The following is a 22,105-nucleotide window of genomic DNA, read 5'->3' as shown; positions in this document are numbered from 1 at the left end:
TAAAGTGTTCGATAATAAAGTAGGGGTTGCAGATGTTATTCCGCGCGTTCTTGACGATACTCATTAATAAATTCGTCAAGCAAGTCACGCGATACATTAATATGCGTGCAAATGACGGCCTTATTATCATTTGCGGGCATCAGTTTAAATTTTTTAATTAAACCCACCGACGGTCTCGGAAATACAACATTAAATTGCCCTTTAATCCAAATAACATGTTCATCACCGACTAGGGCGACTAATTGATTGTATAAAAATTGGGCATTCTCTAAGTTATGAGCAACCATCTTTTCGATGAGTTCAAAAGAGTGATCCATACGCAACTGCTTTAAAGTATTGTGTAACCACAAAATATTTATCCCCGATCTCGATCCCGAAATAGTAATATCATCAATATTGCCACAGTAACTAATGATACGGGTATTTTTTTCAAATGCTTCGCGTAAAAAAGGTTCCGTGGTCAAAGGAATACCGAGAATATTCGTCCCTAAAAATTTATGGCCTGAAAGGGTCATTGTATTAACCCCTAAATCCGTAAAATAGTTAGTGACCTGATGAAACGGTTTTGTCACGGGAATAATCATCCCATAACAGGCCGCATCGGCATGAATAGTGTACGGTAAGCGTTTTCCTGATAAGGTTATTGTTTCAAAAATATGTTTGATCCCCAAAACATCATCCATAGCCCCTGTCACCGTTGTCCCTATATTAGCGACCATAATGATACTTTGTTTTGGATTATTTTCGATATGATGCGTAAGTTTGCACTCTAAGTCGATCAAATTAATCTCACCCGTGAGATCACTCTCAATCAAACCTAACTCAAACCCCATTAAATGACTTATTTTATGAATGGAATAATGCGTATCCTGACTACAAAATACTTTTGGAAACGGAGGGGATGATTGTTTTTTTTGTTGGCGGGCTAACCATAATTTAGACCACCATAGACAGGCTAAATTTGCTTCTGTCCCCCCTGTCGTAATATAACCTCGTGCGACTTCTTTGGGTAAGCCAAAATAATGTCCTAAAATTTCAATGGCTTCTATTTCGATGTCTTTAATTTCAATCGTGTAACTTTCTGAATTTTTCCAAGGACTTCCTATATTATTAATATGTATCTCAGCAAGGCTATTCGGCATTATGCCAATCACTTCGTTATTAATAATTTTTTGACCCGACGCAGTAATCTCAATTTGTTCGGGGTTTAATACGCCATGAAGGGTTGACAATAATGAACCTGGATAGCCGAGCTTGATTGATAACTCTTCATTGAAACGGGATAGAATAGCCTGATAGGCGTGGAAATGGTCCATGATGTCTAAGTTTTTTATGAAAACGACTCTATATTGGCATCCTATCTTCAATATCCAGTCAGACGAAATCTAATACTACTCGCTAAAATGTTTATTGAGTGGGTGAGTCTCAAGTAAAATGGGGCTAACTTTCTGATTTTTGTTCACGCGCTAATAAATTTTGTACGGCTAACAGCGGGTCTAAATTTTCATAAAGCACTTTATAGGTTTGCTCAATAATAGGCATTTCAATCTGATATTTTTTTGATAATAAATACGCTTCTTTGGCGGCAAAAACACCTTCAACCTCTTGAGCGATTTCTTTAATGATGTCCGCTTGGTTTCCACCTCGACCTAGAGCTAAACCAAAACGACGGTTTCGCGATTGATCGTCGGTACACGTGAGAACTAAATCCCCTAACCCTGCCAAGCCCATTAAGGTTTCTTGTTGCCCGCCTAATTTAGACCCTAAACGAATGCTTTCTGTCAAACCCCGCGTAATCAATGCGGCGCGTGTATTCGCTCCAAAGCCCAAGCCATCGGCAATTCCTGCGGCGATCGCTAAAACATTTTTAATCGCCCCGCCTACTTGAACACCAATAATATCAGTACTGGTATACGCACGAAAACGTGGATTATGCAATAAAGCCGCGAGTCTATTTGCAAGGGCTCTATCTTTCGAGGCAATGGTAATCGCTGTGGGTAAATCTTTGGCCACTTCATTGGCAAACGTAGGCCCTGATAAAACGGCGGTGGCGGTTTGAGAAAATAAGTTTTCACTCACAACAGAATCAAGTAACCCACCCGTTTCAGCACAAAATCCCTTAGTTGCCCAAGCCACTTGAGTATCGACTGTAATAAAGGGTTTTAATTTCAGCAGCGTGGCTTTAAACGCATGACTGGGGACTGAAATTAACAATAAGTCGCTAAACTCGGCAGCCTCTTGTAATTGATCGGTGACCTTTAAGCCCTGAGGAAACGGTAATTCAGGCAGATAATGTTTATTTTCATTATCTTTTTTAAGCGTTGCAATATGTCGAGCGTCATGCCCCCATAACAAAGTCTGGCAGCCATTTCTAGCTGCCAGTATCGCTAAAGCTGTTCCCCAAGAACCTGCCCCTAAGACACTAATTTTAGCGGTCATTGACTTTAATTAATGCTATCAGAACCTGGAAGTTGTTCCGCTTCAACCTGCTGTAAATGTTGGGTATAGAGGGCTTCAAAATTAACAGGGGCTAATAATAATTGTGGAAACCCCCCTTTGCTGACTAAATCAGAAATAACTTCTCTGGCATAAGGAAATAAAATATTAGGGCAAAAACTTCCCATCATAGGCCCCATTTCATCTTCACTAAACCCTGTTAAAGTAAAAACGCCTGCTTGAGCCACTTCCACTAAATACGCTGTTTTTTCACCACATTTGACTGTAACCGTGACCGATAAAACCACCTCGTATAAATTATCTTCTAAAGGCGTTACGTTAGTGCCTAAATTAAAATCAACTTGAGGCTCCCATTTATCAATAAAAATTTGAGGGGAATTAGGCGTTTCAAAGGAAATATCTTTCGTATAAATTTTTTGAATTGAAAAATTTTTAGCTTCTGTCGTTCCGTCTTCTTTTGTTTCGATTTTTTCGGCCATAATATAATAATTTTAAGTATTAAAAGTTAATGAAAGATAATTAAAAAACATCCGTTATTTATTTTTTACTGCTCATTTTAACAGGCAACTTAGCATCTTCCCATGATTGCATTCCGCCTTTAAGGCTTAATATTTTTTCAAACCCTGCCGCTGCTAAAATTTTACTTGCTGCTGTTATCCGTGTCCCTGTTTGACAAACAAGAAGTACTTCGGTTGTTTTATAGGCACTAAGTGCCTCTAAGTTTTCTTCAATCTTATCTAAGGGAGTATTTTCAGCCCCTTCTATATGACCTTTAAGAAAATCGTGAGAGTCTCTTACATCCATCGTAAAAACATCACTGCTATTCATTTTCGTTACCGCAAGTAAAGGCGACAAACTTTCGACTTTGCTAAAGGTATTTTCAAGTAAATCTTGAATAAGTAAAAATGCAACAACAACAAATGCAAAAGACAGTAAATAATGATTCGTAATAAATTCTAAATATTGATCCATGAGGTATTTTTGTTATTATTTAAAGAGTAAAGTAATTAATGACGGCTACAAAAAATCTCACGCATCATACTGATTAATTTAAGCATTCGTTCATCATCAATAAAATAATAAACACGATTGGCTTCTTTTTTAAAGCCTAATAAATCTTTTTCTCTTAAAATCGCTAAATGCTGGGAAATGTTACTTTGGCTTGTACCCACTTGCTCAACAATTTCTTGTACGCTAATTAAGTCACTCCCCAAAACACACAATATTTTTAAACGTAAAGGATGAGACATTGCCTTTAAACAACGGGCTGCACGAATAATATCAGCATCATCGTAAGGGATTTTTTTTTCGTTATTTTCCATAACTCATAAGCTCTAAATACGACAATCGTTGAAGTTTAACTCTCGCATTATAGGTTGATGTGGTTTTTCGTCAAGCCATATATTTAGAACATAGCTTTAAAAAAAATAATTTTTTAAACGTAAAATAAGGGATTCTCTAGGATAATAGCCCATCATTCTTCAAAAGTATCATTTGCTTATCGACTTATGAACTTCCTAAAATAGTTGCAGTCCTTAATGACTCACCGCTATCAAATTCCCCTTAACTGGATTAACTCATGACCTTTGTCCGAATAAGTTTTTTTTATCTTTTGCTCTTACTTTCCCCCTTAGTAAGTCGTGCTAACACGCCTAACTTATTGCCACCTGATGAGGCATTCAAGGTTTCTGCTGATTTTATTAATAACCATCTTGAGTTATCACTTCAAATAGCCGAAGGCTATTATCTTTATCAACACCGTTTTTCTGTAAAATCACAAACGGCAACGGTAACATTGGGGCAAATTGTTTTTCCACAAGGTCAACATAAACAGGATGCCGCTTTTGGTGAGGTCATTATTCATCGCCAACAGCTCCTATTGCCTATTTCAATTCAAAACCCCACGAACAAATCTCAGTTAATAATCGACATTCACTATCAAGGATGTGCGGATATAGGGGTTTGCTATCCTCCACAGAAAAAAACAATCTCGCTTGAATTAACTGTGCCTGTAGTAGACCCGCTTAAACAATTAGTGACGGGGTTTAAAAGTATCACCTCTAATTTATTTCAAGATGTTCTCCTACCTGCGGATAAAGCCTTTCAGTTTTTTGTTGAAATTAAAGATGAAAAAACCTTACGTCTCAATTGGATCATTGCGGATGGCTATTATTTATACCGCGATAAAATTAAATTACAGTTATTAAATAGTAATCATGTCAGCTTAGGTACCTATAACATTCCTCGCGGTGAACCTAAGCATGATGAAGCCTTTGGTCAAGTTGAAATTTTTCATCAGCAATTAAAATTTGACCTCCCTTTATTGCGTACAGCCAACGCCTCAGAAACACTTATTTTAAAAGCAGATTTTCAAGGCTGTGCTGATCGAGGGGTTTGTTACCCGCCGATGACTCAAGAACATTCATTAACACTTCCGATTGCCACCCAATTATCAACAGTAACCCAAAAAGTAACCGCGCCCTCGCCTAATAATTTATCAGAACAAAATCAAATTGCAAAGGCATTACAACAGGACAACTTATGGCTTACGCTTTTAAGTTTTTTAGGATTTGGATTATTACTTTCCTTTACGCCCTGTATTTTTCCGATGATTCCCATTTTATCAGGACTCATTATTGGACAAGGTAACAAAATAACCACCACAAAAGCGTTTCTTTTATCATTATCCTACGTGGTCGCCTCGGCTTTAACCTATACCATTTTTGGTGTATTAGCCGCGTTATTTGGCAGTAATTTACAAGTTCTCTTTCAACAAACATGGATTATCGCGCTTTTTAGTGGCGTATTTATTTTATTATCCTTATCCATGTTTGGTTTTTATAGTTTAGAGCTTCCTAAATTCTTACAAGCCAAACTACATAACTCCAGTGACAGTCACCGTGATGGCTCTTATTTAGGGGTCGCGATTATGGGAGCCTTATCCTCATTAATAGTCGGACCTTGCGTTGCCGCGCCTTTAGCAGGGGCATTAATTTATATCGGACAAACAGGCGATGCTATCTTAGGCGGTTCTGCTTTATTTATGATGGGATTAGGCATGGGCTTTCCATTACTCATTCTCGGTGCCTCTGCGGGTAAACTATTACCTCAAGCGGGTCATTGGTTAAATTCAACCAAAGCCGTCTTTGGGGTTATTATGTTAGCCACCGCCTTATGGATGCTAGAACGTATTTTACCAGCAAGTGTCACTTTATTCTTGTGGGCAGTCTTATTTATTATATCTTCGGTTTATTTACACGCACTCGAAGCGTTACCCGCTGAATGCAGTGGCTGGTTTAAACTAGGGAAAGGTCTTGGCGTAGTTATGCTCATTTACGGTATTTTATTACTGGTGGGAATGAGCGCGGGAAATACGAATCCTTTAAAACCGTTGCAAGGTTTGGCAAGCTCTTCAACTAAAACGACCCATCAGGGAATTGAATTTAAACAAATTACCTCATTAGCCGAACTAACAAGTCAATTAGAACTCGCGAGTGCCAATAATCAACCCGTGATGTTAGATTTTTATGCAGATTGGTGTATTTCCTGTAAAGAAATGGAAGCGTATACCTTTACAGACCCAAAAGTAAAACAGGCATTGACTCACTTTATAGTATTGCAAGTTGATGTCACCAAAAATTCAGACGATGACAAGGTATTATTAACCCATTTTAATTTAATTGGTCCCCCTGCTATTTTATTTTTTGGAACGGATAAAAAAGAACAATTAAATCACCGCGTCATTGGTTATCAAACCCGTGAAATCTTTCTTGCAGGCATTCAATCCATTGGACATTAAAATGAAACAAACATTTGTTATCGTATTCGTTGCCCTACTCGCCTTAACCAGTGGCCTTGCAATACACATTTTTAATAAGCCCGCTGAAATCCAAACCATTTCGTTAGCCGATATAACACTTCCTGATTTAAAGGGTCAACAGCAACCCTTATCAAACTGGCAGGATAAATTTTTAATCATCAATTTTTGGGCAACTTGGTGTCCCCCTTGTTTAAAAGAAATTCCTGACTTTATAACAATGCAAAATGACTATGCCGATCAAAATATACAATTTATTGGAATTGCCCTTGAAGAACAACAGACCGTTGCTGAATACGCGGCAGCCGTTTCAATTAACTACCCTATTTTAATAGGCGAATACGCAGGGGCGCAGCTTGCACGTTCATGGGGAAATACCATTAATGCCGTTCCTTTTACGGTTATCTTAAATCAACACGGTCAAATTATTCACCGACAAATGGGCGAAATTACTCAAGCTCAAATTTTGGATGTTATTGAACCGTTATTTAATAAAAACTAAATCGTATCGGCAACCCATAAAGTACCCAAACAAGTTCCTCATAGTAAAAAAACCTATCACCTACCCCTTGTAACCGTCAAAATTTCTTTTTATTTTAAGGGGCATAAAAGTAAAGTGAAAAGCTAACTTAACTATAATTTAGAAATTATTAATGACCTCCGCCGCATAATTTCGTAAAATCACCTCAATTTTTATTTTTAACAAAGGAATGGGTTAATATAAGCTTATCCTGTTTATCTAATGATTAAGGTGATTAATTTTGAGTAAGTCCGCGTGGTTGGTATTGGAAGATGGAACGATATTTGAAGGGGTATCTATAGGTATAGAGGGCTGTTCTATCGGTGAAGTGGTTTTTAATACCGCATTAACAGGGTATCAAGAAATTTTAAGTGATCCCTCTTATGCGCGACAAATTGTAACCTTAACCTATCCTCATATTGGTAATGTAGGGACGACTGAGGAAGACAATGAATCAACCCATGTTTTTGCCAGTGGTTTAGTGGTTCGTGATTTACCTTTATTGGCGAGTAACTGGCGTAATGAAAAATCATTAGCCGATTATTTGCAAGACAATAAGGTCGTTGCCATTGCTGAAATTGATACCCGTCAGTTAACCCGATTATTACGTGATAAAGGGGCGCAACGAGGGTGTATTGTTACAGGTGATGACGCTAATCTTGAACAAGCCAAGCAAGAAATTACAAAATTTTCAGGCTTAAAAGGTTTAGATTTAGCAAAAGAAGTTACCACCTCTAAACCCTATGAATGGCGTGAAAATACGTGGACTTTAGCACAAGGTCACCAAGAAGCTGATAATTTGACAACGCATGTAGTGGCGTATGATTTTGGGGTTAAGCGTAATATTTTAAGATTACTGGCTAACCGAGGTTGTCGAGTAACCGTTGTTCCTGCAACCACGACTGCTTCTGAGGTTTTAGCCATGAATCCTGACGGTATCTTTTTATCCAATGGTCCAGGTGACCCTGAACCGTGTACTTATGCGATTGAAGCGATTAAAACTATTTTAGACACCAAAATCCCCGTCTTTGGTATTTGTTTAGGGCATCAATTATTAGCCTTAGCCAGCGGTGCAAAAACGGTTAAAATGAAATTTGGACATCATGGAGCCAATCATCCTGTTCAAGATAAAGCGACGAATAAAGTCATGATTAGCAGTCAAAATCATGGCTTTGCGGTGGATGAAACCTCACTACCCGATAATGTCAAAGCAACGCATCATTCTTTGTTTGATGGCAGTTTACAAGGGATAGAACGTACCGATTGCCCCGCCTTTAGTTTTCAAGGGCATCCAGAAGCAAGTCCAGGGCCTCAAGACGTTGAAGGCTTATTTGATAAGTTTGTTGAAATGATGGAAAAATAAAACACAAATACTCTGAGGCTGGTTTTTTATCCTAATATTAGAATGATTGTTGGAGGACGCTGGTTTCTGCTTAAAACACAGCTTGATTATAAATCCGAAGGGATGCAATCCGTGTTTATCAAAGTCAACGAAGCTTACACTTCCCAAACTTGTTCATGTTGTGACCTTATCAGCCGCAATAGTCCGAAAGGTAGAACAGGACTTGGAATAAGAGCATGGTCTTGTACTGAGTGTAGTACAAAGGTATCTACTTTAAATCTCAGGGTAAAGATAAAATTTCTAAAATAGATTTGACAACATATCATAAAAGAACGAACATTTACATACTTTGAATATCCACGACCTACAGGCTGAAACTAACGCCATTTATCAAGAAATCGCTCAAATGGAAAGTAGCGAAGCGCAGGATATTGTCAAAAAAATATTCAATCTTATTGAACGCTTAGCCAGTGATAAATTGTCTTTAGAAACTGAATTACAGCAACTTCGTGACGAGGTTAATCGCTTGAAAGGTGAGCAGGGAAAGCCTGATATCAAACCCAATAAAAATAATAAGGGTGATGATATTTCATCCGAAGACGAACGTAAAAAAGCACAAGTTGACGCGCAAAAAGAAACTAATAACGACACTGAAAATACGGACTCGGATAAGAAAAAACGCCGCCGTAAACCCAAGATCCCACGAGTTAAAATCGACCAAACGCTAAAATGCCTACTCGACAAAACTGGCTTGCCTAGCGACTTAGTATCTAAAGGCTTTGCGGAAGTGGTGATTCAAGACATTGTCATCAAAACCAATAATATTAAGTATCTCCGTGAGATTTTTTATTCACCTTCTGAAAATAAGTATTACCGCGCCCAATTGCCTGAAGGCGTTCGAGGTCAGGGCGAATTTGGTATTGGAATTCGTAGCTTGATTCCCATGCTTAAGATGATGGGCGTGACCGAAAAACCCATGGTCGGTTTTTTGAAAATATTGGCATTGTGGTGTCGCCGACTTATGTTTCTCAGCAATGGACAGGCGGTTATGACTGGGCGCATCAGGAAAAAAGCGAACTTTATCGCAGCGGTATTCTCAACAGTGATTACGGGCAGATTGATGATACCAGTGCGCGAGTCAACGGTGATAACCACTATCGTCAGGTGGTCTGCAACGACTTGTTTACCGCTTATTTCACCACCAAACACAAAAACCGTTTATCGGTTCTGGACGTGCTGACCGATTATGCGCCACGCCATTATATCTACAATCAACAGGCTCAATCCTTGCTTGACGAGTTCAAGTTAGCTGATAAAGCACGGGCAAAAGTTGATGCTCAAATACCTGTCAATACAGTGATGAATGAAGCGCAATTTAAGTTGCACTTAGCGATCTTAAATACCTTAGGCGTGAGACAGGTAGCGCATGTCACCGAAGCTTGTGCCATTGCCTATTATCAGCAACAAACGGATTTTCCTGTTATTGAAACCTTGCTTGCAGACGATGCGCCGCAATTCAAATTACTGACGGAACATTTGGGGTTATGCTGGGTTCACGATGCTCGCCACTACAAAAAACTCCGTCCAATTCTGGAAATACATCAGCAAGCATTAGCCGATTTTCGAGGGCACTATTGGGAGTATTATAAGGAGTTGCTTAACTATCAAAAAAATCCCTGCCCCGATAAAAAGGCATGGTTGTTAACGCGATTTAATGAATTGTTTGCAACCACAAGCGATTATGAAGACCTCAATGATCGCATCGCCAAAACACTGGCGAAAAAGACTGAATTATTGCGAGTTTTGGAGCTTCCACAATTACCACTCCATAACAATGCAGCCGAACTTGGCGCAAGAAGACAAGCGCGTGCGCGAGACATAAGCTTCCAGACTCGAAATGAGAAAGGCACGAAAATCAAAGACAGTTTTATGAGTCTTGCTGAAACGGCTAAAAAACTAGCCGTGAGTTTTTATGATTATGTTTATGACCGAGTTAGTGGTGAATTCAAAATGCCGTCTATGGCGAATCTTATCGCTCAAAAAGCGCAAAGTTTGCAGGTCTGATATTTGTTTTACCCTGAAATTTAAAGTAGATACGTACAAAGCATAATAGAGATATGAATGCCGTAAAGAACATTCTCCGTTTGGGACATCAAACGCTCGCCGGAGGAATCCCCTTCCTTTAGGGAGGGGAGGATGTCAATAAAACAAATGATTAAAAAATAATTACCTCCTAACACATAACAATATGCCAAAAAGAACCGATTTAAAATCCATTTTATTACTAGGCGCAGGGCCTATTGTCATTGGTCAAGCTTGCGAGTTTGATTATTCTGGAACGCAAGCATGTAAAGCGTTACGAGAAGAAGGCTATCGCGTCATCTTAGTCAACTCAAATCCTGCGACTATCATGACCGACCCCGAGATGGCCGATGCCATTTATATTGAACCCATTGACTGGCAAACCGTTGAAAAAATCATCGAGAAAGAAAAACCCGATGCCGTTTTACCGACGATGGGCGGACAAACCGCGTTAAATTGTGCCTTAGATCTAGATAAACACGGCGTGTTGGCAAAACACAACGTGGAAATGATTGGCGCGACTAAAGAAGCCATCAATATGGCCGAAGATCGCGAGCTGTTTAACCAAGCGATGGGGCGATTAGGTTTCGATGTCGCTAAATCTAAAACCGCGCATACGATGGAAGAGGCGTTTTCAGCTCAAAAAGAAGTTGGTTATCCCACCGTGATTCGGCCTTCGTTTACGATGGGCGGAAGCGGCGGCGGTATCGCTTACAATAAAGAAGAATTTGTTGAAATTTGCGAACGCGGTTTGTATTTATCGCCGACCAATGAACTCTTAGTTGAAGAGTCGGTACTTGGTTGGAAAGAGTACGAAATGGAAGTCGTCCGCGATACCAACGATAATTGTATTATTATCTGTTCCATCGAAAACTTTGACCCGATGGGTGTACACACAGGCGATTCGATTACCGTTGCGCCTGCACAAACCTTAACCGACAAAGAATATCAAATCCTACGAAATGTCTCTCTAGCCGTTTTGCGTGAAATTGGCGTGGATACGGGCGGATCAAATGTTCAAGTGGCGATTAATCCCGAAGATGGGCGAATGGTGGTCATTGAGATGAATCCACGCGTCTCCCGTTCTTCTGCCTTAGCCTCAAAAGCCACAGGATTCCCGATTGCCAAAGTCGCGGCAAAATTAGCGGTTGGTTATACGTTAGATGAATTAAAAAATGAGATTACAGGCGGCGCAACTCCTGCCTCCTTTGAGCCAACCATTGATTATGTGGTCACTAAAGTCCCTCGGTTTACCTTTGAGAAATTTCCTCAAGCCGATGATCGTTTAACCACACAAATGAAATCCGTCGGCGAAGTGATGGCGATTGGACGCACTTTTCAAGAGTCGTTACAAAAAGCCTTACGTGGTTTAGAAATTGGCGTTTCTGGTTTGGATGAAGTCATCGAATTGGATGGCACTGAAGACACTCAAGATAAAATTGAACGTGAATTACGTCACCCGGGTCCTGATAGAATTTGGTATGTCGCGGATGGTTTTCGTAATGGCATGTCGTTGGAAGACGTTTTTGAAGCCTCTAAAATTGACCGCTGGTTTTTAGCTCAAATTGAGGATTTAGTCCTCAATGAAAAAGTTTTAATGACGAAAACCCTCACCGCTTTGGATGAAAAAGATTTATTTTCATTAAAACGCAAAGGCTTTTCAGATGTTCGTTTAGCTAAATTATTAGAAACGGTTGAATCTGAAGTGCGTAATGTACGCCATAAATTTAATATTCGTCCCGTTTATAAACGTATAGATTCGTGTGCGGCTGAATTTGATTCCGATACCGCTTATTTATATTCCACTTATGAGCGTGAGTGTGAAGCCCGTCCAACCGATAAAGAAAAAATTATTATTTTAGGCGGAGGACCGAATCGAATTGGACAAGGCATTGAGTTTGATTATTGCTGTGTTCATGCGGCCTTAGCATTACGCGAAGATGGCTATGAAACCATTATGATTAATTGTAATCCTGAAACCGTTTCTACCGATTTTGACACCTCGGATCGTTTGTATTTTGAACCGTTAACCTTAGAAGATGTTTTAGAAATTATTGATTTAGAACAACCTAAAGGTGTGATTGTGCAATATGGGGGACAAACCCCATTAAAATTAGCCCGTGCTTTGGAAGCCGCTGGCGCACCAATTATTGGAACATCCCCCGATTCGATTGATTTAGCTGAAGATCGGGAACGCTTTCAAAAATTATTAGAACGTTTAAACCTTAAACAACCGCCCAATGCCACCGCGCGTTCAACAGAACAAGCGGTTAATTCAGCTAAAGAATTGGGATATCCTTTGGTGGTTAGACCGTCTTATGTTTTAGGCGGACGGGCAATGGAAATTGTTTTTAATGAGCAAGGTTTACGTCGCTATATGCAAGAAGCGGTCAGTGTTTCTAATGATTCACCTGTCTTGTTAGACCGATTCTTAAATGATGCCGTTGAAATGGATGTTGATGCTATTTATGATGGAGAAACCGTTTTAATTGGCGGCCTAATGGAACATATTGAGCAAGCTGGCGTGCATTCAGGCGATTCAGCGTGTTCCATTCCACCTTATGAATTAGCCCCAGAAATTCAAGATAAACTCCGTGATCAAGTAGGGCAAATGGCAAAAGCCTTGGGAGTACGTGGTTTAATGAATACCCAATTTGCAGTACAAGGGGAAGAAGTCTATGTCTTGGAAGTCAATCCACGCGCCTCTCGAACCGCACCCTTTGTCTCTAAAGCCACAGGCTATCCTTTAGCTAAAATTGCAGCGCGTTGTATGGCAGGTAAAAGCTTAATCGAACAAGGCTATACCAAAGAATGTATTCCTGATTATTTCTCAGTCAAAGAGGCGGTGTTTCCGTTTGTGAAATTTCCAGGGGTCGATTCATTATTAGGCCCTGAAATGAAATCAACAGGGGAAGTCATGGGCGTAGGTAAAACCTTTGGTGAGGCTTTTGCTAAGTCACAACGGGCAGCGGGCGTTGATTTAAGTCATACAGGCAAAGTTTTAATTAGTATTCGAGATGAAGATAAAGTTAAAATAATTGATGTAGCTAAAATGCTCGTGGCCAAAGACTATGAAATTGTTGCGACACGCGGAACAGCTCGGGTATTAAAAAATGCAGGCATTCCCTGTGATGAAGTCTATAAAGTCAATGCAGGACGACCTAATACCGTGGATATGATTAAAAATGATCAAATTCAACTCATCATCAATACCGCGGTGAGTACCAAGGCAATTGCGGATTCATTTACCATGCGCCGTGAAGCTCTGCAACATCATGTCGCGTATTACACCACCTTAGCAGGAGCAAAAGCGGCTTGTTATGCGCTCGGTGAATTAGGCGTAGGGGATGTTAATTCTCTGCAAGACTTACATGCCCGTTTAAATTAATTATTTTTCATCATTAAAAACCATTGAAACCTGTGTGTTTTTTTACAAAACTCTCAGGTTTTTTTTAGATTAAAATTAGGAGTAAACTATGAACAAAGTCCCTTTAACCGTTGTCGGTGCCAATAAGTTACGTGCTGAATTAGAAGAATTAAAATCAGTCGTCCGTCCACGCATTATTGCTGATATTGCCACGGCCCGTGAGCATGGTGATTTAAAAGAAAATGCGGAATATCATGCTGCTCGGGATCAACAAAGTTTTGCCGAAGGACGTATTAAAGATATTGATGGGAAACTTTCTAATGCTGAAATTATTGATGTCACCCAAATAGATGCGGATGGGCGCGTTATTTTTGGAGCAACCGTTGAAATAGAAAATATTGAAACTGAAAAAGTGGTTACTTATCAAATTGTAGGCGTCGATGAAGCCGATATAAAAGAACATCGCATTTCAGTAGGTTCACCTATTGCGCGTACTTTAATCGGTAAAAGAGCTGAAGATGTCGTGTTAGTAAAAACCCCTGGAGGGGACATAGAGTATGAGATTTTATCCATCCAATATATCTAACCTTTTAAATAGAGAGAGGTGATATTTTTCACCTCTCTACCTCTATAATTTATTTATTATCCCCTTGCTTGATGATCTAAAACTTCGGGTAAAGCGGTTAAACATTTCATTTCAGGACATAATTTCCGATTGGATAAGACAATTGAAACATGCATCCACACTAATGAAATACCGACAATGACTAATAAAAGCATAAAACAGCTGGTCCAAACGCCGATGATGTCATTCATCAACCCGAAACAAATCGGCAAAATAAAACCGCCTAGTCCCCCAAAAACTATTTTGGTCAAACCAAGGCTCTAAATCAACCCTCATTAGACATTAAACGACAGAATCATTAACGTTAGAATTTTAAAATAATTTATCAAAAATTAAGCCACCCATAAAATTAGATTAAAAAATGCGCCACTTGATATTTAAAAATACGCTGACAACGCGTAACATGGGGTATTTTGAGTAATCACTATGTCTATTATTACGCTTTTTGGCTGGCTTACCGCCTTATTTTGGTTATGGCATAGCGGTGTTATACTCCATTTTTTATATTATCTACAATTACACAAAGTCATCAAAACACTGCCCCCGCTGACTCATTACCCTAAAATATCTATTATCGTCCCAGCACGCGATGAAGAACAAAAAATTCATAGCGCCTTATCTTCATTATTAGCTCAGGATTACCCCAATTTTGAAATTTTAGCGGTTAATGATCGTTCCACCGACCAAACGGGGGCGATTATGGATAAGCTGCAAACGCAATCATCACGCTTAAACGTTATTCACATCAAAGAATTACCTGAACGTTGGCTGGGGAAAAATCATGCCATGCACTCAGCAGCACAACATGCCACAGGGGATTATTTATTATTTACCGATGGCGATGTTATTTTTTCAAAAGAAACCTTAAAAAAAGCAATGCAAGTGGTTAACGCTCAACAATGGGATCATCTCGCTTTAATGCCCCGTTTGATACCTGGTCGTTACGCTGAAAATAGTGTTGCACAATTTATGGGAATGGTCTTTTTAATAAGCCTTTATCCTTTCCTAATTTCCAATCCTAAAAGTCGCCGCTTTGTAGGTATTGGAGCATTTAATTTAATTCGCCACTCGTGTTATCAACAGATTGGAGGATTTGAAAAATTACGCTTAGAAATGATTGATGACATGGGTTTAGGGCGAGAAATTAAGCATCATGGGTTTCGGAGTCAATTATTAGCCGCCGAACAGCTACTAGAAATACGCTGGCAACAAAATTTATCAGGTTTAATACGGGGAGTTGAAAAAAATAGTTTTGCCGCGCTTGATTACTCCGTCGTTAAATTATTAGTCGTAACAATAATTTTCAAACTTATTTTCTTCTTCCCTTACCTAGCCATTTTCATACTCCCCACTCAAGCCGCCCTCGGCTATGCAGTTGCCTTAATCGTGCTGCATAGTCTCGTCGCTTATATCGGGGTCAAAGCAAACGTAGGGTGGCATATTAGTTTAACTATTTTATTTTCAGCAACCGTCACCTTATGGGCACTCTGGCGATCCGCTTTTTTAACCTTAAAACAAGGGGGCGTTTATTGGCGTGATACGTTTTACTCGCTTGCTTTACTAAAAAATAAATCGTAAATTTAATCCTTGCAGGAATACGATGTGTTGAATCGTGGGTATTTATTAACCCCATTAAATCTATGTTCGACAATCCTGAGACGCGAAGCATCACGTCTCATAAGGCCGTCTTCATGGCCCCGATTACACGTTATTTCGCATTTTTTTGACAAAACAACGACATTTACTGACCCATTGCGTTTGCCTAGAGGTTAAGGGTATTTTAATCATCTCTATTTTTTTCAACATAAAATTCCATGCCTTTAACCCTAGTTTCGTATTTATAATGGCTAACGAATCAACAAAACAGTAGCAGGCGGCAACCCCACTCGGTGGATTAGCTTGGGTTAACCCAAAAATAGGATCAATTTCAGCCCATGCCCAAGTCCCTGAAAACGTACCCACTATTTCCAGCCACGTACTTACAAAAAAGGCCGCGAGATAAATCATTGGTGCGCGCCCTTTAAATACATAAATTAAAAATAAAATAAATAACACCGCCCCTGTTAAATCTTCACGAGCCGCAAAAAACACGCCCCATAACACCCAACTTCCTCCCGCAACCAGTACAACTAGGGTTATTTTTCTCGCATAATGTAAAAAAAAACCTGATCGAGCCAGTGCAATGATCGCTAAATAAATAACGCCATGACCTGGGGGAACATAAAGGGGGACATTGTTAAAACGATAGCGATAACACCCCATATAAATAGAGGCAAAATGTTCGGCTAGGGTTGCAAAAGTCAACGTCAGAATAACTTGCATTCGTGTCTCTTTATTTTCATCCCAGAGCATGACAATTAAAGCACTCCATGTCATGATAGCTAATACTTTTTGAGCGGCTAATGAACCACTCCCATCATAATTTACCGCACACGTAATATAAACAAGGGAAAACAAGACAAGGCTATAATCTCTACGATGATGACGCGCATGGCAATCTGAAACAGGGAAATAAAACGACATAAATAAAATAAATTTATTATTATATAACGTGTAAAACCTATGTAAATGAAGATTAATAGCCCCACAAAAAACAACGAGGGCTTCCGCTCTAAAAAAATGTGACCGTTATTTACTCAGATTAAAAAACCCATCAATGAACGATTACCCTAAAAAGTAATCCTCACTTGTAAATGAAATACAACGATACGTTATAAAACAACCTAAAATTACACGTCATGCAAGCACAAATTCTTCCTAACACCCCGTTATCTATTAGAGAAAACCTAAAATGGTTATTTATTCTTAGAAACTTAATGATTTTCAGCGAGTCAGGGATCGTATTTTTAGCTATTTTTGGCTTAGGGATTGAACTTCCTCAACAAGAACTTTGCCTCGTTATCTTATCCATTGTGAGTATTAATTTTTATACATGGATGCGTTTAAAAACCGAAGAGGATGTGACTGAACTGGAAATATTTTCACAGCTTATTATTGATGTTTGTGGAATCGCCATTATGTTATATCTAACGGGCGGAGCATCTAACCCGATTATATGGGTATTTTTATTACCCTTGATTATTACAGGTATCATGCTACCGCAGTCGTATGCGTGGTACATGGTTATTTTAACCTCATCCGCCTATACTATTTTAATTGCTTACAACATCCCATTACCTGCAATTGAACCCCATTTAACGTCCCCTAAAATCATGAGTGTAGAAATGCAGCATCACCTGCATATTATGAGTGATAAAAAATACTTTAATCTACATATTTTTGGGATGTGGTTTGGATTTGTTTTTAGTGCTGGATTAGTGGCTTATTTTGTCGTTGAATTATCTAAAACGTTACGTGATAGAGAGCGAACTTTAGCCGAAGCCCGTGAAAATGCACTGCGTAATGAGCGTGTGGTCTCCTTAGCAACTCTTGCTGCGAGTGCCGCCCATGATATGGGGACTCCATTAGGAACAATGGCCATTGTTACCCATGAGGTGCTTCAAGATTTCCCTGAACACCGTTACCCTGATTTACACGAAAGAATGAAAATTTTAGAACAACAAATCGTTCGTTGTAAATCCGCGTTATCGCTTATGTCCGCATCAGGGGGAGAAATGCGTGCTGAATCGGGTGAAGTGATGAACCTAGTCGATTATATTGATGAAGTTTTATTGCAATGGCGAACGCAAAAGCCGAATGCAAAGTTATCATTAATCGTCAAACCCAGTGTTTATCTTCCCTCACAGATTATTGCTGAAAAAACACTGACACATTCAATTATTAATATCTTAAATAATGCAGCAGAAGCGACACAAAAAGATAAAGGTATCGAGTTACATACCAATTGGAATAATGAAAAACTCACTTTAGAAATACGTGATTTTGGAAAAGGCCTGCCTTCTAAGCTTTTAGGTTATAAAGGATTAGAACCGATGGGAAGTAAAAAACAAGGATTGGGTGTCGGTTTATTTTTAGCCTGTACCACCCTTAAACAAATCAACGGTAGTATTGAATTTTACAACCACCCCGCAACAGGAGGCGGTTGTGTAAAAATCAAATTGCCTTTAATTAATTAAGAGAAATTTAATGACCGAAAATGATAACCCACAGTTACTTTTAGTTGATGATGATGAGACATTTTGTCATGTTCTCAAGTCGGCCTTACAAAAAAGAGGCTACCATGTCAGTATTGCGAATGATATAAAACATGGCATCATTTTAGCCGAGGAAACCGAACCTGAATATGCGGTGATTGATTTACGAATTGGGCATGATTCAGGCTTAGAGATGGTTAAAAAGTTAATTTCATTGGATGATAATACGCGCATTATTATGCTGACAGGATTTGCGAGTATTGCCACCGCCGTAGAAGCGATTAAGTTAGGAGCGGTTCATTATTTAACTAAGCCTGCGAACGCGGATGAGATTGTGAATGCTCTGCATAAAAACCAAGGGGATTCTTCGGTTGAAATTAAAGAAAAACCCTTATCGGTTAAACGATTGGAGTGGGAGCATTTACAAACGGTATTAATGCAACATCACGGGAATATATCCGCCGCGGCCAGAGCGTTAAATATGCACCGCCGTACCTTACAAAGAAAGTTAGATAAACGCCCTGTTAAAGAATAACTGAAAAATTAAAATCAGTTGAGTATAATGGTGAATCAAAATGTCTCCGTGGCACAATAGGATAGCGCGGCTCCCTCCTAAGGAGCAGGTTACAGGTTCGATTCCTGTCGGGGACACCATTAAATCAACAGGTTAAGCTATTTTAATAATATTATCTTTAAGTGTTGTGTCTAATCTGTGCCATGATTTGAATTTTTAGCATAGTTTTTTAAGTGGTCACTACTTAAATGAGCATAACGCATCACCATTGTTAAATCAGCCCAACCGCCCAATTCCTTTAACACGTTTAACGGTGTACCATTTTGAATATGCCAACTTGCCCACGTATGCCTTAAATCATGATACCTAAAATTTTTAATTCCTGCCCGTTTTAAAGCTTTACGCCATGCACTTGAATTTGCTGTTTTAACAGGATTGTTTTTATAAGTAAAAACATTAGTTAAATGTTTTCCTTTTTGTTCAAGAATAACTTTTAAAGCATCATCATTTAATGGAACTGCTATAGATTTTTTAGACTTGGCTTGGTCAGCATGAATCCATGCACACGCTCTATCTATGTCAATTTGAGACCATTGTAAACCTGTTACATTTGGCTACCAACTTAAGACGGGACAAAATAAAGAACTAACTGCGATATTCTTGTATCATAGGTTAATGACTAAAAAAACAGAACAACACAGAAAATACGCGCAGCTAGTCACGCAATTATCGCTGAAATTACAACAACAGGCAAGCAAACTGTTCGTAACTTAGCTTCAATTGTTGGTCGCTCAAAAAGCAGTGTGCATCGTCATCGTCAAGCGCAAACAAAGCGAAATCGACATCCTGAATCATCATTATGGGAAACCGAGGCAGGTAGTTCTTGGCAAAGATTAATGGTGTTTTCCGCCTTGTATGTCTTTGGATTAAAGGCAGGCGTAGGTGCAGAGACTTTATCGCTGTTTTTTAAAATGATACGGATTGACACCCATGTGGGCGTATCACCCGACGCACTGCGGACTCAAATCAATAAAATGGAAGTCTTATTGCCGCAGTTTCAGCAAGAATGCGAAAAAAGTGTGAAAAAACAAACACGTAAAGTTGTTGCTGGGCTGGATGAGACTTTTTCGGCAACTTTATGATTTTAGTTTTAATGGACTTACGTTCTGGCTATCTTTTGTTGGAAGATATTAGCGATGATAGGTGCTACGATACTTGGTATAAAAAGGTTTCGCCACGATTAGAATCATTAGGCATTGAGGTTAATCATGCGATTAGTGATCGCGCTAAGGCGTTGATAAAAATGGCAGTGACGGGGTTTAAGTGCGAATCGGGGGCAGATATTTTTCATGCTCAACAAGATATGAGTCGCTGGTTAGGCGCGAAAATCGGCAGGCGTGCAGCAAGGGCTGAAAAACAGCGGCAAGCAGCGCAAACCGCAGAGTCTACTGTTTCTAAAACGGCAACGATGCAGAAAATTATTGGACTTAAAACAACACGGATAACGGCTGAAAAAGAGCTTGAAGAAGCCAAAAAAATACAAACAGATTATCACGAAAACTTACAAGGGATTGCGGATGAAGTTCATCCTTTTTCACTCAATGATAGTCGTAGAAACGATGCGGAACAGGTTGAGAAGTTGCTAGAGTTAAGAGCGCGAGCCTTTGAAAAAATAGCGGAAAAACAAGGGATTAACGATCATAAAGGCGTGATGAAAAAGTTTCGTAATCAAATAAAACCGTTAGCGGTATCCATCAGTTTTTGGTGGCTTTGGGTACGCGAAACCTTGCAAAATTTGGGGCTTGATGCGGATACCGAATATTGGTTGACCACAACATTATTACCCGTTGTTTATTGGCATCAGAAAATGGAACAAACTAAAAGCCGCAGGTCAAAGGAAAACTATCGAAAAGCTTGGGAAACCGCGTCTGATAAGCTCAAATCAGACCCATTTAGTGCAAAGTTATCAATCAGTGAAATGCAGCGATGGCTAACATTGGCGGAGCATATGGCAAGGCAGTTTCAACGCAGTTCATCTGCGGTGGAAGGGCGAAATGGCTGTTTATCGCAAATGTATCGCAATGGGCGAGGTTTGAATAAAAAGCGATTAAACGCGTTGACGGTCATTCATAACTACGGAATCAAACGTGAGGATGGCACAACCGCCGCCATGCGTTTATTTGATACCGAGTTTCCAGACTTGTTTTCATGGCTACTGAATGAAATGGGCGAGTTACCGCTTCCTAGAAATAGTCGAAAGCGTGTGTTTTCTAACCCTTTGAAATTGCTGGATGTCCCGTCTTAAATTGGTAGCCTTACATTTGACTCTCGTAAACCTGTAGCTAACGAAAATCTAACCATTACTTCAAGATGTTCAGGTAACTCATTAAGTAATGTCTTAACTTGATCTTGAGTTAACCAACGCACTCGAATAGCATTATCAGGCATTAATTTAATAGCGGGACTATTATCTAACCACTCCCATTCCTTGGCTGCATTTAATACAGCACGTAGTATTGTTAAGGTCTTATTAACCGTTCCAACCGTAACGCCTGTAGATTTTTTATGTTGCCTAATTTGTTCAATGACTGATTTATTAATTTCATTAAGATTTTTATTACCTAAATGCAAATCTAAGTAACGTAAAACCTGTTTAGTGGTTCTAATACTTTTTTGATTTTCACGTTCAAGTAAATATTTTAAAACAGCTTGCTGCCAAGTATAAACTGGTTTAGCTCCTAATGTACCAACACGCCAACTTTCAGCCTTTAACTTATCATGTAACTGCTGAGCCTCCTGCTTTACTTTAGTCCTAGAACTTTTGCGTATTCATTCGCCGTTTGAGTCGGTAAAATCAATCCACCACGTTTTATTTTTGCCACGTTGATAGATGGGCATTGTATTTTCTCTATTGTTTTAGTTTCAAAACGACCACTTACCCAATCAGCAAGATGTTCCTCTATAAATAACCAAGACTTTCCAGTTTTACGACCTGGTATTAATCCTTTTTTTGCTTGTCTTCTTAAAGTTTCAGGATGACAATTTAAAAACGCTGCGGCTTGATTAAGATTTAATGTTTTCATTTTTAGAATAATTATTAGCTATATATTCAATAAATTCATGAAGCTCAAAATTACCACCAAAAGTACCATCAGGTACAGATTCAAAATCCACTGAAATTTCACCTGAAAAATTTTCTATATTAAAATAAGCATCATCATGAAAATCATAATTATCTTTTAAAGAACCTATTTGAATATCTCTTATAATATCTATTGAAGTCATAA

General features: G+C 39.1%; 22 protein-coding genes, 1 tRNA gene and 1 pseudogene. 13 read left to right on the top strand and 11 right to left on the bottom strand.

Going from position 1 to position 22,105, the window contains the following annotated elements; all coding sequences use genetic code 11:
- Positions 1-35: 35 nt before the first annotated feature.
- From Q9M50_00240 to Q9M50_00220, 5 genes are all read right to left on the bottom strand, one after another.
- Positions 36-1,316, bottom strand: a complete 1,281-nt coding sequence (locus tag Q9M50_00240) for a pyridoxal-dependent decarboxylase (protein MDQ7089069.1) — start codon at positions 1,314-1,316, stop codon at positions 36-38.
- A 124-nt stretch (positions 1,317-1,440) separates the two neighbouring features.
- Positions 1,441-2,439, bottom strand: coding sequence for an NAD(P)H-dependent glycerol-3-phosphate dehydrogenase (locus Q9M50_00235; GenBank protein ID MDQ7089068.1), 999 nt, complete (start codon positions 2,437-2,439; stop codon positions 1,441-1,443).
- A 5-nt stretch (positions 2,440-2,444) separates the two neighbouring features.
- Complete coding sequence (gene secB / locus Q9M50_00230) at positions 2,445-2,936, bottom strand: protein-export chaperone SecB (GenBank protein ID MDQ7089067.1); 492 nt, start codon at positions 2,934-2,936, stop codon at positions 2,445-2,447.
- Between the two features lie 58 nt (positions 2,937-2,994).
- Entirely contained in the window at positions 2,995-3,429 is a 435-nt protein-coding gene (locus Q9M50_00225; GenBank protein MDQ7089066.1) for a rhodanese-like domain-containing protein, read from the bottom strand.
- Positions 3,430-3,464: 35 nt separating this feature from the next.
- Entirely contained in the window at positions 3,465-3,779 is a 315-nt protein-coding gene (locus tag Q9M50_00220) for a metalloregulator ArsR/SmtB family transcription factor (protein ID MDQ7089065.1), read from the bottom strand.
- A 257-nt stretch (positions 3,780-4,036) separates the two neighbouring features.
- On the opposite strand from Q9M50_00220, the gene dsbD reads away from it, so the two are divergent.
- The 7 genes from dsbD to greA all read left to right on the top strand — a co-directional run bounded on the left by dsbD (position 4,037) and on the right by greA (position 14,171).
- Positions 4,037-6,256 carry a protein-disulfide reductase DsbD gene (dsbD, locus tag Q9M50_00215; GenBank protein ID MDQ7089064.1) on the top strand — a complete coding sequence of 740 codons (2,220 nt, stop codon included), beginning with the start codon at positions 4,037-4,039 and terminating at the stop codon, positions 6,254-6,256.
- Between the two features lies 1 nt (position 6,257).
- Positions 6,258-6,776 (top strand): TlpA disulfide reductase family protein, encoded by a 519-nt coding sequence (locus tag Q9M50_00210; protein MDQ7089063.1) that lies wholly within the window; start codon positions 6,258-6,260, stop codon positions 6,774-6,776.
- Positions 6,777-7,035: 259 nt separating this feature from the next.
- On the top strand, positions 7,036-8,157 hold the full coding sequence (gene carA, locus Q9M50_00205) for a glutamine-hydrolyzing carbamoyl-phosphate synthase small subunit (protein MDQ7089062.1): 1,122 nt from the start codon (positions 7,036-7,038) through the stop codon (positions 8,155-8,157).
- A gap of 328 nt (positions 8,158-8,485) precedes the next feature.
- A complete protein-coding gene (locus tag Q9M50_00200; protein MDQ7089061.1) occupies positions 8,486-9,376 on the top strand; it encodes a hypothetical protein in 891 nt (296 codons plus the stop codon).
- A gap of 119 nt (positions 9,377-9,495) precedes the next feature.
- On the top strand, positions 9,496-10,200 hold the full coding sequence (locus Q9M50_00195; protein MDQ7089060.1) for a transposase: 705 nt from the start codon (positions 9,496-9,498) through the stop codon (positions 10,198-10,200).
- A 184-nt stretch (positions 10,201-10,384) separates the two neighbouring features.
- Positions 10,385-13,606: a carbamoyl-phosphate synthase large subunit gene (gene carB, locus Q9M50_00190; GenBank protein ID MDQ7089059.1), complete on the top strand. Its 3,222-nt coding sequence runs from the start codon at positions 10,385-10,387 to the stop codon at positions 13,604-13,606.
- 88 nt (positions 13,607-13,694) lie between these two features.
- Complete coding sequence (greA, locus tag Q9M50_00185; GenBank protein MDQ7089058.1) at positions 13,695-14,171, top strand: transcription elongation factor GreA; 477 nt, start codon at positions 13,695-13,697, stop codon at positions 14,169-14,171.
- Positions 14,172-14,227: 56 nt separating this feature from the next.
- Here greA and Q9M50_00180 read toward each other — a convergent pair whose 3' ends face one another.
- Positions 14,228-14,422 (bottom strand): hypothetical protein, encoded by a 195-nt coding sequence (locus Q9M50_00180; GenBank protein ID MDQ7089057.1) that lies wholly within the window; start codon positions 14,420-14,422, stop codon positions 14,228-14,230.
- A gap of 214 nt (positions 14,423-14,636) precedes the next feature.
- On the opposite strand from Q9M50_00180, the gene Q9M50_00175 reads away from it, so the two are divergent.
- On the top strand, positions 14,637-15,788 hold the full coding sequence (locus Q9M50_00175) for a glycosyltransferase (GenBank protein MDQ7089056.1): 1,152 nt from the start codon (positions 14,637-14,639) through the stop codon (positions 15,786-15,788).
- A 123-nt stretch (positions 15,789-15,911) separates the two neighbouring features.
- Here Q9M50_00175 and Q9M50_00170 read toward each other — a convergent pair whose 3' ends face one another.
- Positions 15,912-16,733 (bottom strand): hypothetical protein, encoded by an 822-nt coding sequence (locus Q9M50_00170; protein ID MDQ7089055.1) that lies wholly within the window; start codon positions 16,731-16,733, stop codon positions 15,912-15,914.
- Positions 16,734-16,948: 215 nt separating this feature from the next.
- On the opposite strand from Q9M50_00170, the gene Q9M50_00165 reads away from it, so the two are divergent.
- The 3 genes from Q9M50_00165 (at position 16,949) to Q9M50_00155 (ending at position 18,958) form a co-directional block, all read left to right on the top strand.
- The gene (locus tag Q9M50_00165) at positions 16,949-18,286 is read left to right on the top strand and encodes an ATP-binding protein (GenBank protein MDQ7089054.1); all 1,338 of its coding nucleotides are present in this window, start codon (positions 16,949-16,951) and stop codon (positions 18,284-18,286) included.
- Positions 18,287-18,296: 10 nt separating this feature from the next.
- Positions 18,297-18,839, top strand: a complete 543-nt coding sequence (locus Q9M50_00160) for a response regulator transcription factor (GenBank protein MDQ7089053.1) — start codon at positions 18,297-18,299, stop codon at positions 18,837-18,839.
- A gap of 42 nt (positions 18,840-18,881) precedes the next feature.
- Positions 18,882-18,958: transfer RNA gene (locus tag Q9M50_00155), tRNA-Arg, on the top strand.
- Positions 18,959-19,009: 51 nt separating this feature from the next.
- Here the strand turns inward: Q9M50_00155 and Q9M50_00150 are convergent.
- Positions 19,010-19,414 (bottom strand): annotated as a pseudogene (locus Q9M50_00150) (site-specific integrase).
- Between the two features lie 207 nt (positions 19,415-19,621).
- Between Q9M50_00150 and Q9M50_00145 the strand changes: the two are divergent.
- The gene (locus tag Q9M50_00145) at positions 19,622-19,960 is read left to right on the top strand and encodes a hypothetical protein (GenBank protein ID MDQ7089052.1); all 339 of its coding nucleotides are present in this window, start codon (positions 19,622-19,624) and stop codon (positions 19,958-19,960) included.
- The gene (locus tag Q9M50_00140) at positions 19,957-21,123 is read left to right on the top strand and encodes a DUF6399 domain-containing protein (GenBank protein MDQ7089051.1); all 1,167 of its coding nucleotides are present in this window, start codon (positions 19,957-19,959) and stop codon (positions 21,121-21,123) included. The genes Q9M50_00145 and Q9M50_00140 overlap by 4 nt, the downstream gene beginning before the upstream one ends.
- Here the strand turns inward: Q9M50_00140 and Q9M50_00135 are convergent.
- From Q9M50_00135 to Q9M50_00125, 3 genes are read right to left on the bottom strand one after another with little or no spacing between them, the layout of a single operon-like run.
- On the bottom strand, positions 21,120-21,647 hold the full coding sequence (locus Q9M50_00135; GenBank protein MDQ7089050.1) for a phage integrase SAM-like domain-containing protein: 528 nt from the start codon (positions 21,645-21,647) through the stop codon (positions 21,120-21,122). The genes Q9M50_00140 and Q9M50_00135 overlap by 4 nt on opposite strands.
- Positions 21,620-21,901: a helix-turn-helix domain-containing protein gene (locus Q9M50_00130; GenBank protein MDQ7089049.1), complete on the bottom strand. Its 282-nt coding sequence runs from the start codon at positions 21,899-21,901 to the stop codon at positions 21,620-21,622. Before Q9M50_00130 ends, Q9M50_00135 begins: the two co-directional genes overlap by 28 nt.
- Positions 21,882-22,103 (bottom strand): hypothetical protein, encoded by a 222-nt coding sequence (locus Q9M50_00125; protein MDQ7089048.1) that lies wholly within the window; start codon positions 22,101-22,103, stop codon positions 21,882-21,884. The genes Q9M50_00130 and Q9M50_00125 overlap by 20 nt, the downstream gene beginning before the upstream one ends.
- Positions 22,104-22,105 lie beyond the last annotated feature (2 nt).

This window comes from Methylococcales bacterium, assembly GCA_030949405.1.
Lineage (GTDB): Bacteria > Pseudomonadota > Gammaproteobacteria > Methylococcales > Methylomonadaceae > WTBX01.
The sequence above is the reverse complement of the archived record's forward strand: the minus strand, read 5'-3'. Positions and strand labels throughout refer to the sequence as shown.